Here is a 13400-nt window from a genome sequence, read left to right on the forward strand (position 1 = left end):
CCCCTTTTTGTGACTACAATAAATAAAGCGAGGATACAGAAAGAAGGAATGAATATGATAATTGATGTGCAGCACGTGTCCTGGCGAAGAGGAGCGCTTACCTTGTTGAATGATGTCCGTTGGTCCGTCCGCAAGGGTGAGCATTGGGCACTTCTCGGTCTGAATGGTTCAGGGAAAACGACACTGCTTAACATGATTACCGGCTATCAATGGCCGTCTGAAGGTAAGATCTCTGTGCTTGGACATGCCTACGGGGATGTCGATTTGCGGCAGCTTCGGAAGTCGATTGGATGGGTCAGCTCTTCACTACAGGAGAAATTACATGGAAGCGACCGAACGCAGCATGTTGTTATTAGTGGAAAGCATGCCACCATTGGGCTGTATGATCAATGTTCGGATGAGGATCTCGAACAGGCGAAAGAGCTGATGAATACGCTCGGCTGCCAACATCTATGGGATCGAGAGTATCGCACATGTTCTCAAGGGGAGAAGCAGAAGCTACTCATTGCGAGAGCGCTGATGGCCAACCCACGTATCCTGATTCTGGACGAGCCTTGCAATGGCCTTGATCTATTCTCTAGAGAACGACTACTGGAGAGCATTCATAATCTGACCCTGCGTCCTGATGCTCCTTCTCTCATTTATGTTACACATCATACAGAAGAGATTTTGCCTGTATTTAGCCATAGTCTGCTACTTCGTAGAGGTGAGGTTGTAAACCAGGGGTTAACCAGCGAGTTGATGAATGCCGACGTGCTCAGTCAATTCTTCGAAGCTCCAGTTGAGGTTGATCGACATGGGGATCGTGTGTATGTCAGGGCAGCAGAACAATAATTAGCTTATTTCATCAACATCTATTGCTATGTTGTACACACATTTCTGTGTATAGTGCTCTAATTCATCAGCCCAAACCTCTTATCCACATGTGGATAGATGTTTGGGCTGATGTCGCTTAGATGAATTATCCACAGTAAGCTGTGCAAGTTCATCCTTTTATTTGCGAGCTGATAAGAATAAAAATAGCGGAATCCGCTGACGCCGCAGATACGTCTCTTCATTCACAAAATGCTGACGCTGTGGTGCTGACTCCCGTAGATGCTCCACACGGAAACCCGCCTTCTGTAATGCTATGTAGTATGATTCAAGTGCACGGTGCATCTTCTTCACCGAACCACCTAACCACTGTTGCTCTCGAAACCCTTCGATGAAATATTGATCTACGATCCAGTTCGTGCGAGTACCTGAAGGCTGTAAGGTGGATGTGATTACTGGATGTTCAACCGAAAAACTGAACGTTCCTCCGGCCTTTAAGGTGTGATACACCTTTTGGAATAGGCTATCTATATCTTCGATGTAGTGAATGGCTAATCTGGATATTGCCACGTCATAGGTCTGCGCCTCATCATTCCAGTCCTCAAGGAACGCTTGCTTGATCTGAGCATTCATGCCTTTAATCGACTCACGAGCTGCATCTACCATATTGACCGATCCCTCAACCCCGGTGTAGCTAGCCGCCTGATGTTTCACTCCAAGCAATTCTGCACCAAACTTGGCATCACCACATCCTAGATCTAATACGCTTTTGCCTGCGACGTCCCCAATTAACTCCAGCATAATGGGCTTCTCCAGCGTATCGTTCGCATTCTCCTGCCACCGCCGTCGCTCCATATACTTCTCAAAGTTAGCCTCATTATCATAGAAATCCGATCCCCTGTTAACCAGCCCCATCGCCTCCTATATGTGCTTTTTGAACAACCTCTATATATTCGCTCGCATGAGTATACCTGAAGTCTGTAAACCCGTCCACCTATGGCAAAAGGCCACTTTCCGAAATGTTCAGAAAGTAGCCTGATGGCGTTAGAATGATGTTGATTATCCAAAACGTTGTGTCTTATACCACTTGCTCTCACGCTTCCGAATCTTATCCATCGTTAACGAATAAGATGCCTTAACGGAGATGAGGATAAATAACTGTGCATAGGTAAAGTAAGATAGGCAGGCATATATGAAATTGCGTATATTGCTCTGTCCAATATCAGAAGCCAGGGCGAGATTAATCTGCAGCACATAAATGTAGTACATTAATGCCCAAGCGATGACAAGATACACATACACGTCTCCAGAGAACTGGAACGGAGAACTTACCGCTGGATTAAATATACCGATGATACGAAACACGAGGTTAACGATAAAAATAATATCCGATACGATGATCGCAATCATAAACCAAAAATAGCTGATAGCATAGTAGAGCAATAATACCTTACTACGCCAGTTTGTGCGGTTGAACAGGTTCAGAAAATTATCCATAACCACCTGGTAGTTTCCTTTTGCCCAACGTTCACGCTGTTTCATGTATACACTGAGCTTCTCAGGCTCCTGTTGGTACGCCTCAGCTTGGGGAGCCAGTGCAATTAATTGCCCGCGAGCGAGAATGTCAAAAGAAAGTGCTGTGTCTTCGGTAATGGCTGTAACATCCCAACCACCGATCTCACGGATGAGTTCTGTTTTAATAATATAGTTTGTACCTGGAATGGTGCCTAGCTTGAACAACTCCCAGAGGCCGGTGTGATAGACACGTTGTGCCGTAACAAGCTCCAAGTTAATACATTTGGAGAGGAAGTTCTGCCCTCTGTTCCGAGCTTTGTTTCTTCCATATACGACGCCATACTTCTCAGGGTCTTCCAATGACTTCTGTGCTAGAAACATTAACGAATTGCGCTCTGGAGCTGCATCAGCATCGAAAATGCAAATCCATTCCCCTGTTGCTAGCTCCAATCCGTCATTTAATGCACCGGACTTTCCTCCAGTTCCTTTGCGCTCCATCACAGTCACATCACGATGGACATAACGGGTTTTGCTTAGGAAGGCATGCAGCTTCGCCGCGGTATCATCTGTGCAGTTATCGGCAATAACAATAACCTGTACCTTCTCTTCGGGATAATTCATCTGCAATATATGTTCCACGGTAGCTACAATGACCAAACCCTCATTATGAGCAGGTACCATAACCGTTACTGTCGGATAATGATCCATATCTTTAGGAATATGAACGCCTATTTTCTCCTGTTTATGAATGAAACGAATGGCTCCCGTCATGATGAGGATGGACTCAAATACAGCTATCCAGATACTAAAAATTGATAACAGTAAAAGAATATCAGCCACTTCATTTCCTCCGATCATATTTGCGATAGACTTTCGAACGGAATCGAAGCGTGGCAATCGTTAAGCCTATTGTACACACCATAAAAATACAGCTTATAGCGATACATATAGGGATGAACCAGGTTACATAGTTCACGGAGCTTCTCTCCTTCTAGCTAGTTTAGATATATTCACCAATGAGATCTGTCTCTGTGTTCCGTTCAAGCGCAGCAATAACCGCATCAATATCTTCGTATTTATTGAAATTTTCTTTCTGAAATATGAGTGCTCCTGAGCGAATAACCGTCTGTAGTTCATTTCCCTTCTTATCAATAAAAGATAGATCCATCATCGCAGTTTTGATCCGCTGAGTTAGCACCGGAAGATACTCTACGTTCACCATCGGACATAGAATGACAAAACGCCCACGATCTACAAAAAATTTGTAATCCTCAAATCGGATCTGCTTCTGGATCGTGCTGGACAACTCCAACAGAAACTGCGCATATCTCACTGATCCGAGAGATTCCATAACCAAGGGTAGAAATTCAATTTTAAACATCGCCATACTAAATCCATACTGCTCGGAATACCTTTTGGCAAGGTTACTCTGCTTGATAACCGTATCCGCAAGTGCATCCTTGTTTCCAAGAGAGGTATCGAGATCGATCTCTGGATTACGATCCTGCATCTCCTGCAAGCGATCCATAATTCGTGCGCTCCGCACAAGACTCGCCTTAATGAATGCAGCCACAGCAACATTAGCGGGAATGAGTAACCACCATGAGAATGTAAGCACATTAACATCGGCATAAGTTACCAACCACACAAAGTAAGTAACCAGGTACACAAATACGACAACAACTGACACACCGACAGGTAGTATAAAACCTAGAACCAGTGCACCTAGTGACACCATACTAAAAATGGCATCCAACGTGGTAAAACTTTGATTCATATAAATCTTAAGATATACAATAAGCTGCTGAATTACGGCTAATCCAATCAAGCTGGCATATCCCCATCCAATACGGCGAATAGGTGCTTTATTTCTCATCATTCTCTCCTTTCTACATGTAAATTTTGTTATTTATACACCCTACTGAGTATTTCACCACTTTTCGACAAAATAATGCAAAATATATGCTACCATATTCACCATCTTATAAGATGACAGAATGATTACTTTCGAAGGTATTTTTGCAATTCTGTCTCAGCAATTAATGGAAAAAGGTTATCAAAAGCATGTGTGTTCCCGTTAAATACGTAACCACCGGGATAATTGGGATCCTGGCTTCGGAATGTGATCATATGGTTATACAGTTGTTTAGCCCATTTTGGATCACCTGACTTGATCGCAAGTAGAATCGCAAGTCCATATACAGATGGAGATTCATACGCAACGACGGGTGTATGGTCACTTCGTTTATATTGTCCAGCTAGCTGCTTCCGGGTCTTAAATTCTTTCTTCAGGAAAGAAATGAGCTTATCCGGTTGGTGACTGGTTGTTGCCAGATGATTCGCCACAATTAATTGATCAATCAGGTTTACCTTGTCATCATAGATATACGTTTTGGAGGTCACATTGAACGATTTGGGATAGAATACACCATCATCCGGCATGCTTTTTAGCAAATACTCGTACTTCTCGTACGTCCCTGGCTCAATCAATTCATACTGCTCCATCGCTTTCAACGCTGGTAAATCCACGTAAGCCAAACTTAAGGTATCCGATGAAATTCCATTCGAGAAATCATGAAAATCGACATAATAGCCTTCCATCTGCACCGACTGATTCAGTGTTTTGGTGAGTTCGGCAGCCGTCTCTAGTACGCTGGCCTTGTCCTGTTCCCACAGTTCAGCAGCCGATAGCAACGCACCTATGATTCGCAGATCATCCCCTAGCGCATTGGTAGTCACCGAAGATTCCCCTTCAGCATCAAGCTTCCAGGCTATATATTTCTGCGGCATTAGATAATAGGTCGTTAGCAGATCATAGTTTTGCTTGAACAACGCCTCATCGTTCTTGGCGATAGCGTATTGCATCCATAATCCCAGGGACTCTGATAATGCTTCCCGTCCTGCTACAATATCAGGTTCCTCCGATGTAGCATCCTGTAGGTAAGAAGCCAGCGTACCGTTCGGATTGGTCATATGATGCTGCACAAATGCAACCGTTGGAGAACGTTCATCCACTACCCATTGCCCCTTTATATAGATCATCGACCCTGCCGTAATACTAGCAACGACAATAAGCAGCCATAGCAGTCCTTTCCGGCTTATGTTCCTCATGTTGTCCTCCTGTATTCTTCCTCGAAAGTGATCGATCGAGGAGCTGATCATTCCTCCTGATCCATATACGGTCTACGCCCACCCTTCTTCACGAACCGCCAATCAACCTCAATGTTATGACGCATCCGGCGTAACAAAGAGACGGCCGTCTCGATCTCTTCTTTCGTTAATCCCGCCAGTGTAACTTGATCAGAGTGCACCCCTTCTCTGCGTATAAACTCCCACGCCTCCAGACCAGCCTCTGTTGGATATAACTCTTTATTTTTTTTGTTATCCACCGCCGAACGCTTACTAATAAATCCGTCGGATTCCAGTTTGCTGATTGCACGAGCTGCCGTAGTTCGGTCAACCTTGATGAGTTCAGCGAGCTGGTTCGGGATAATTCCCGGGTTCTCACATATGCGATAAAGGTAGAGATACTGCCCCCGTGATAAATTCAAATGTTGGAATTCAACATTACTAATGGAATCCAGACAACGTGCAATCATGCCAATTTCACGCAATACGTCCTTCAACGTACTCACATCCTCATCTAAATTTATGTTGCATTCGCAACAAAAAAAGTGATATAACTAATTTTAAATAATACTACGAGATGCATGGGATTGCGTATGGTTTTGCTGAAAATGACTTTGTTTCAGTCTACCATGCCCACTTACTATTATAATCAACCAAAGGAGACATATCATGAACACCACTGTTGTTGAAGTCAACAATCAAGAATTACTCGAAGCCTGTTTCGCCATTCGCATGGCTATTTTTGTGGAGGAGCAAGGGGTTCCGGCAGAAGATGAATTCGATGCTTATGACGCATTAGATACGGAAGCTCGCCACATTCTTCTCTATGTAGACGGAGTGCCTGCCGCTTCCTCCCGATTGCGGATCGTTGATGACGTTGCCAAGCTGGAGCGAATCTGTGTCATGCTGGAATACCGTAAACATGGTCTTGGCCGTGTACTGATCGACAAGCTGGAGCAAATGGCGCTAGACCAAGGACTGGCAAAAGCCAAGCTACACGCGCAGGTGCAAGCCTCCGGTTTCTATGAACGTCTGGGGTACACGCCAGCATCCGATGTATTTTTGGAAGATGGCATTCCGCATCTACTGATGGTCAAACCACTTAAATAAATGAAATAAATCAAAGAACGCCTATGTCGCTCACAGGTTGAGCATACCATAGGCGTTCTTTGTTATAGGCAAACCGAGCAACTGAAACGTTCAGTTCCCATCCAGCAGGATGAGTATCCCGGAACATACCTAGCCAAGAGCGAGGCGACCCGATTGCGGACCAGGCGCGTTATTTTTCATCTGTTTACTACGCAATTGTCCGCAGGCTGCATCGATATCTGTACCATGCTCCATACGCACCGTAGCGTTAATGTTGTTCTTTTTGAGCGTATCATAGAAACCCAGAATGGATTCCTCTGTGCTCCGTTGATACTGGCTATGCTCATCCACCGGATTGTATGGAATCAGGTTAACACTGACCATACTCTTCCGACTGGACAGCAGTTCAGCCAGCTCAGCAGCATGCTCGCGTTGGTCGTTCACATCACGTAGCAGGATGTACTCGAACATGATGCGTTTATTCGTTGTTGCTAGATAGTAATCAACAGCATCCATCAACTGCTCAATCGGGAACGCCCGGTTGATCTTCATGATGTGTGTACGCAGCTCATTATTCGGTGCATGGAGGGAAATGGCCAGATTGACCTGGAGACTGCTGTCTGCAAACTCTTTGATCTTGTCTGGCAAACCACTCGTGGACACGGTGATCCGCTTCGCAGCAATGGCAAGCCCTTTGCGCTCCTTGATCACTTCGATGAAATCCGTCATGTTCTGGAAGTTATCGAATGGCTCACCGATTCCCATTACAACAACGTTGGTAACTCGCTCACCTTGACCTGCTGCATCGAGATGCCGCTGCACATGCATGATCTGTTCTACAATCTCGCCACCAGTCAGGTCACGGCTTTTCTTGATCAATCCACTCGCGCAGAAGCTGCAGCCGATATTACAGCCCACCTGGGTGGTCACACATACAGTGAGACCGTACTTTTGACGCATGAGTACCGTTTCGATCAGGTTTCCATCCTGCAAACGCAGCAAAAACTTCACTGTACCGTCTGCCGATTCCTGCTTCACATGTTCACTCAGAGAGTTCATCGTGAAGTGTTCGGAGATCACGTCCAGACATTCCTGGCGCACATCGGTCATGTCTGTAAACTGATGCACACGCTCTTGATATAACCATTCCCAGATGCGGGAGGCACGGGATTTCTTCTGCCCGTGTTCCGGCAACCAGGAACGTAATTGCTCTAATGTTAATCCATAAATGGATGATTGGTTCATTACGCAGTCCTCTTTTCGAAAAAAAGCATATGGCTCATCGGTTTTTATTCCAAAAAAACCTCTACTCCGTATTGTCCCAAAATTGTCGTTGGAACACAAGGGCTTTTGCAATTCTTCCAAGAGGTTTTATGCTTGGTAAATCTGTGTAAGCTTCATGATGCTCATTCCCTATCCTGTACACTTTAGAAGTGAATAATACCGGATGTGTGCAGCAACACCAGAAGTACCAGAATTGGTGCCACATAGCGCAGCATGAACAGCCAAACTTTGAACCAGCCTGATTTCAGACCGGAAGCTTCTGCTGCTGTCTTCCAGAAGTAACCGGCAAATATGGTTACAAGTAACCCACCGACAGGAAGCATGATGTTAGAAGCCATGAAGTCCATCCAATCGAACAGGTTTGTCCCGTTAATGTTAAACTCAGGCACGAGTCCCATCGACAGAGCTGAAGGAAGACCCACGATGAAGACCGCGAGTGAAATAACCCATACCGCACGGCTGCGGCTCCAAGACAATCTTTCCATGAAATACTTAACTGGCACTTCCAGCAAGGATACGGCTGATGTTAATGCTGCAATAGCCAATAAGATGAAGAACAATCCGCCAAACAGGAAGCCGAGTGGCATCGCCGAGAATGCAGCAGGCAGCGCAACGAAGATCAGTTTAGGCCCTTGATCCGGTGCGATACCAAACGAGAACGTTGTTGGGAAAATAATCAAACCGGCGATAAAGGCATAGATGAGGTCACCCGCGCCAACAGCTACTGTCGCAGCGCCAAGGGATTGATTTTTATCAACATACGAACCATACGTCACGAGAATACCCATCCCGAGAGATAGCGAGAAGAAAGCATGTCCGAGTGCAACCAGTGCCGATTCGGTCGTTAATTGAGAGAAGTCTGGATTCAGGAAGAAGGAAACCCCTGCACCTGCTCCTGGCAACGTAATAGCTCGAATCATCAGTATAATAAGCAAGACCAGCATCGCTGGTATGAGCACTTTATTAAACTTTTCAATTCCGTTAGAGACCCCTTTAGCTACAATCCAGCCTGTGATCAGAACCGAAACGAGTTGCCATACAATCGGCATATAACCACCGATAAAGGAATCAAATTGTCCACCAAAATCCGCGTTACTAAACAGACTACCACTGAAAGATGTGATCGCATACTGGAGTGTCCAGCCTGCAATGATCACGTAAAAGGAAAGGATGATAAACGGTGTCAGTACTTGCAGTAGTCCTGCTGCCAGCCACCCTTTATGTCCGCCAGCCTTGATGAACGCTGTAGCTGCACTTCCGCGCCCACTTCGACCAATCGCAAGTTCCGCCAGCAACACAGGCAGGCCAATGAGTAACAGACAGACGATAAAGAGCAGGAAAAACGCTGCGCCTCCATTCTCTCCCGTAATATACGGGAACTTCCACATGTTACCAAGACCAACTGAACTACCGATGGCAGCCAAAATGAATCCTGCACGGGAGAATCGTTCACCCTTACCCGAGTTGTTCTGTTCTAGATGTGACTTACTGAAATTCATCTTATCTACTCCATCTGTTCTATTATTTCCCGTAATTATATACTACTCATCGTGTCAGGTCATTGAAAAAATGAAATTAATCAGAATGTTATTTTTTTACACTAACGCTTTAAAGGGAATAACAATCAAGCTTGTTCATGTATAGTATGTGACAAAGTTTGAATTTCACTCCTGTATGTTTCACATATGCCAAAAAAAGAGAGGTTCCTCGGCTAGAATCAGCTTCGAAACCTCTCTTTATTCAACAAGGTTAATTTATTCATCATTGAAAAGTCGATGTTCGTTCGTGGTTAGATGCGAATTTCGAGCAACTCATACTTGATAACGCCCATCGGGGCATTAACATGAATGACACTACCCACTTCTTTGCCCATCAGTTCTTTACCAAGCGGGCTTTCGTACGAAATTTTGTTATCTGTAACGTCAGCTTCGGCAGGTCCGACGAGTTTATATTCAATCTTTTCTGCGAACTCAATGTCATTCAGCAACACTGTGGAGCCAACGCCCACTTTGTTCGAGTCCATGTTGTCCGCCGTAATCACTCGTGCATTCTTCAACATTTTCTCTAGAATCAAAACGCGGGTTTCCATAAATGCCTGATCATCTTTGGCTGAATGATACTCACTATTTTCCTTCAGGTCACCGTAACTAATCGCGAGTTTCAGACGCTCGGCCAACTCTTTACGCTTAACTGTCTTTAATTCCCGTAGCTCGTCCTCCAGCTTTTCCAAGCCTTCCTGCGTCAAAATCACTTCATCATTAGCCATATTAACATCTCCTAATCCTGCTTTCTATCTCTATTCTAACCTATATCCACTCTAAACGGTTAACATACCCAAGAAAAAGAGAATCCACTCTCCCATACATGGGAAGAAGTGTATGCGCTCAAGGTAAGCTCGGTTATCCTATCGGCTCCCCATCCCAAGTAGGGTTTTCCCTCCCCTAATATGAGGCGTTAGACTTAAATATTATAATGGTTAATATTGCCAACAAACTCTCGCTAACCTACAATAGGAATACTGAAATCGAAGGAGGACATCTCTTGATTGCTACACTTCAATTCCTAGGCTTGTTTCTAATTATTCCGGCTGCATCAGGATGGGTTATGCTGAATAGTTTCATCAAGAAGGCGGCTGGGAATGGACGAATATTCCTCACCGTATGCGAAATTTTTATAATGGGATTTACAGTCGTTGGCTTTGCCATAGGCATAGCCTTCGATGCTTCAGGTGTTAACGGGGGAGAACCACTGTCTGTGTATGAAGATACAGGCAATTCGGCTTCCAACTATGCGACGATCAGCCACTACAGTCTTCCTGTATTTATTACGACTCATATCGTTGGTTTGTTGGCGTATATCCTGCTGTTTAGTCGCTCAAATAAACTCTCGCCAATCGTCTACACACTATGCAACAGCGCTCTCGTTCTCAGTATTGTCTGGGGAATCGCCTATATCACGCATACAGGTCTATCCTGGTATTACGAAACAGGGTTGCTCATCACGTTTTCCGTACTTACATTACAGAGCAGTTACCTATCGCTCATATTCCTATATGTCGGTCGCCTGAAGCGCTCGTGGGATGGTTTTGTACAGGCTCATGTTGAGGGACAAAGTTTGCTAACGGATATGGAGCATCTGCCTGGATGGCAACGATTCCTGTATCGGCACATCAGTCGTTTTCGCACTGCACCGCTTGTCTGGGTGATTCTCATGTTCCCGCTACAACTGGTGATCCAGCTCATTCTTGTCTTATTTGGTCAGCGACCTGACAGTGCCATTCGGACCTTCCTGGATACGAGCAGCTACAATTACTCTCGTCTCCCCATCCCACCGCCTGATATCATTCCGGGAAGTGGACACTATTTGTGCACCGTTGCGGCTGGTGGACATGCCAAATGGGTCAAACCAGTGCGAGATGGCATACGACACGGCCACGTTATTAAAGTGAATCGACAATTAATGATCGCAAATGCTTTTGAACATGTATTGGAACAGTACACGCCCCGATTCCATCGGCTCGTTCGTGGGTTATATGATCGCTATGGCTATCCGGTGAGTAAACATATTCGTTCCCGCTGGACAGCGGATCTTGTCTATCTGCTCATGAAACCTCTGGAATGGATCTTCTTACTGGTTCTATATACAACAGACAAACATCCAGAGAACCGAATTCATATTCAATATAGCGAAATGAGAGGCAAGTTTACGAAATTTTAGCTCTGCTTACACAAGATTGTACCGGTACAGTAGAGTGAAACGGCGGTGTTCAGTAACTTGTGCCTTACCTACAATAGATGTAGGAGCTATCATCGTTTAAACATGTGATGGCTCTCCATATGATTGGAGGTTATGCCAATGTACACGTTGAATGGAACTGAAATTGAAGCCTATCTTAAGCGGATAGGTATTGATGAGATAAAGCCGCCAACACTTGAATTTCTATCCGAGCTGCAAGCGGCACATGTAGAGTACCTGTCCTGGCAGACGGTTGATATTTTTACAGGTCGCCCCGCCGGAATTCATCTCAGAGAATCTGTAGAGCTCTTGTTGAATGGGCGTAGCGGGTACTGTTTTCACTTGAACGGTGCGTTTAGCGTACTGCTTCACTCACTTGGATATACTGTGCGATGGCATCGTGCAGGTGTTCAACCCCATGGGGAGCAACCACGTGTTAACTCGTTTCATTTAGGGCTATCCGTATTGATACCAGGATCAGAAAATCCAGATGAACAGTGGATTGTAGATGTCGGGCTTGGCGGTATGCCATTTCAGCCGCTTCCGTTACGTTATGGCAGCTATGGGCAGGCACCTTTCACGTATAATCTAATTCCATCATCTGTTGCTGCTGAGGGGTGGAGACTGGAGTATGAACCGAACGGCCCTAGCCTAGGTGTGGACTACGCCCCGGATTGGGTCAGCCAACTGGATGAGTTCATTCCAAAGCATGAATTCTACAGCCAGTCGATCCAGTCACCTTGGCACAATAATTTTCTTCTTCGTCAAAGAGATGCTCAGCGTAGTCATGAACTACGTGGATGTATGCTACGAATCCATGATGCTGAGGGTATTCGTAAGATGGAGATTAGAACCTTCAACGAGTGGATTAGCACTCTCACCGACATTTTCCATGAACCGTTGCTACGGTACAGTAAGATGGAACGCGAAGAGATGTGGAAGCAGGTACAGACTTCACACGAGGAATGGAAGAGAACACAACAGAGCTGATAACCTTATACGTACGTAAGTTGTTCAAGCAGGCGGGTTGCATTTGATGCCGCTGTACTATCGAGTTGCTCCATGTGCTAAACAGGATTAGTGCTGCTAAATGACGAATCTATCGACAGGTGATTAATGATGATGAAAATACAGGTTATGCCAGTACCTTCAGTATTGCTGGAAGAGGATTGGGAGCTGTTACTCTCTATGGTTTCCGCTGAGCGACGTGCGGGCGCAGCCCGTTATGTACATCAGGCGGATGCCTATCGTTCTGTACTTGGCGAAGTATTGGCTCGGGTTACGTTAGCAGATCACATTGGTGGACAGGTGAAGGATATATCGTTTAGCCGGAATGCGTACGGGAAACCTTTCCTGCGTGACCGTGCAGATCTCTCCTTTAACCTCTCTCATTCTGGCGGCTGGGTCGTTATGATCTCGGGCGGACATGATCTTGTGGGCATCGATGTGGAGCAAACGAACCCGATTGACCTTCAGATTGCAGACCGTTTCTTCGCTCCGCAGGAGCATCGTTACCTGATCAGCCAGCCAGCCAATATGCAGATTGACACCTTCTATCGACTATGGACGCTCAAGGAAAGCTACATGAAGGCCGTAGGTAAAGGGCTGTCAATCCCACTGGACTCCTTCGCCATTCTTCCTAATGATCAGGGAGATTGGCATTGTGAGCAGGATGAAGCCTATCGTTTTCAGAGCGAGCGACTGGATGATGGACATATGCTGGCAGCCTGTTCTGTAGGAACAGCACTGCCCACAGAGTACGATGTCGTCACCGTGCAGGAATTAGTTCAAGCTATACGCGAATAAGGGGCAATCGCCCCTTATTTTTGTGTTGT

At 45.5% G+C, this 13400-nt stretch carries 13 protein-coding genes; 5 read left to right on the plus strand and 8 right to left on the minus strand.

Translation table 11 applies throughout. The features are described from left to right. The first annotated feature begins 48 nt into the window (after positions 1 to 48). On the plus strand, positions 49 to 834 hold the full coding sequence (locus DMB88_RS29060) for an ABC transporter ATP-binding protein (protein WP_128104079.1): 786 nt from the start codon (positions 49 to 51) through the stop codon (positions 832 to 834). 159 nt (positions 835 to 993) lie between these two features. Here DMB88_RS29060 and DMB88_RS29065 read toward each other — a convergent pair whose 3' ends face one another. From DMB88_RS29065 to DMB88_RS29085, 5 genes are all read right to left on the minus strand, one after another. Beyond that, the gene (locus tag DMB88_RS29065; protein ID WP_164848819.1) at positions 994 to 1728 is read right to left on the minus strand and encodes a class I SAM-dependent DNA methyltransferase; all 735 of its coding nucleotides are present in this window, start codon (positions 1726 to 1728) and stop codon (positions 994 to 996) included. A gap of 144 nt (positions 1729 to 1872) precedes the next feature. Then, the gene (locus tag DMB88_RS29070) at positions 1873 to 3168 is read right to left on the minus strand and encodes a glycosyltransferase family 2 protein (protein ID WP_128104080.1); all 1296 of its coding nucleotides are present in this window, start codon (positions 3166 to 3168) and stop codon (positions 1873 to 1875) included. 160 nt (positions 3169 to 3328) lie between these two features. Beyond that, positions 3329 to 4204: a diguanylate cyclase domain-containing protein gene (locus DMB88_RS29075; protein ID WP_128104664.1), complete on the minus strand. Its 876-nt coding sequence runs from the start codon at positions 4202 to 4204 to the stop codon at positions 3329 to 3331. Between the two features lie 125 nt (positions 4205 to 4329). Then, a complete protein-coding gene (locus DMB88_RS29080) occupies positions 4330 to 5439 on the minus strand; it encodes a glycosyl hydrolase family 8 (protein ID WP_128104081.1) in 1110 nt (369 codons plus the stop codon). A gap of 47 nt (positions 5440 to 5486) precedes the next feature. Beyond that, positions 5487 to 5954, minus strand: a complete 468-nt coding sequence (locus tag DMB88_RS29085; RefSeq protein ID WP_128104082.1) for a MarR family winged helix-turn-helix transcriptional regulator — start codon at positions 5952 to 5954, stop codon at positions 5487 to 5489. Between the two features lie 172 nt (positions 5955 to 6126). Here DMB88_RS29085 and DMB88_RS29090 point away from each other — a divergent pair, with 172 nt between their 5' ends. Next, complete coding sequence (locus tag DMB88_RS29090; RefSeq protein ID WP_128104083.1) at positions 6127 to 6567, plus strand: GNAT family N-acetyltransferase; 441 nt, start codon at positions 6127 to 6129, stop codon at positions 6565 to 6567. Positions 6568 to 6696: 129 nt separating this feature from the next. Here DMB88_RS29090 and rlmN read toward each other — a convergent pair whose 3' ends face one another. From rlmN to greA, 3 genes are all read right to left on the minus strand, one after another. Further along, the gene (rlmN, locus tag DMB88_RS29095; protein ID WP_128104084.1) at positions 6697 to 7791 is read right to left on the minus strand and encodes a dual-specificity RNA methyltransferase RlmN; all 1095 of its coding nucleotides are present in this window, start codon (positions 7789 to 7791) and stop codon (positions 6697 to 6699) included. Positions 7792 to 7973: 182 nt separating this feature from the next. Further along, a complete protein-coding gene (locus tag DMB88_RS29100; RefSeq protein WP_128104085.1) occupies positions 7974 to 9329 on the minus strand; it encodes a sodium-dependent transporter in 1356 nt (451 codons plus the stop codon). A 290-nt stretch (positions 9330 to 9619) separates the two neighbouring features. Next, positions 9620 to 10096 (minus strand): transcription elongation factor GreA, encoded by a 477-nt coding sequence (greA, locus tag DMB88_RS29105; protein WP_128104086.1) that lies wholly within the window; start codon positions 10094 to 10096, stop codon positions 9620 to 9622. Between the two features lie 275 nt (positions 10097 to 10371). Here greA and DMB88_RS29110 point away from each other — a divergent pair, with 275 nt between their 5' ends. The 3 genes from DMB88_RS29110 (at position 10372) to DMB88_RS29120 (ending at position 13371) form a co-directional block, all read left to right on the plus strand. After that, complete coding sequence (locus DMB88_RS29110) at positions 10372 to 11547, plus strand: DUF6688 domain-containing protein (protein WP_128104087.1); 1176 nt, start codon at positions 10372 to 10374, stop codon at positions 11545 to 11547. A gap of 138 nt (positions 11548 to 11685) precedes the next feature. Then, entirely contained in the window at positions 11686 to 12555 is an 870-nt protein-coding gene (locus DMB88_RS29115) for an arylamine N-acetyltransferase family protein (RefSeq protein ID WP_128104088.1), read from the plus strand. 126 nt (positions 12556 to 12681) lie between these two features. Continuing rightward, positions 12682 to 13371 carry a 4'-phosphopantetheinyl transferase family protein gene (locus DMB88_RS29120; protein WP_128104089.1) on the plus strand — a complete coding sequence of 230 codons (690 nt, stop codon included), beginning with the start codon at positions 12682 to 12684 and terminating at the stop codon, positions 13369 to 13371. Positions 13372 to 13400: the final 29 nt, after the last annotated feature.

This window comes from Paenibacillus sp. DCT19 (assembly GCF_003268635.1).
Lineage (GTDB): Bacteria > Bacillota > Bacilli > Paenibacillales > Paenibacillaceae > Paenibacillus.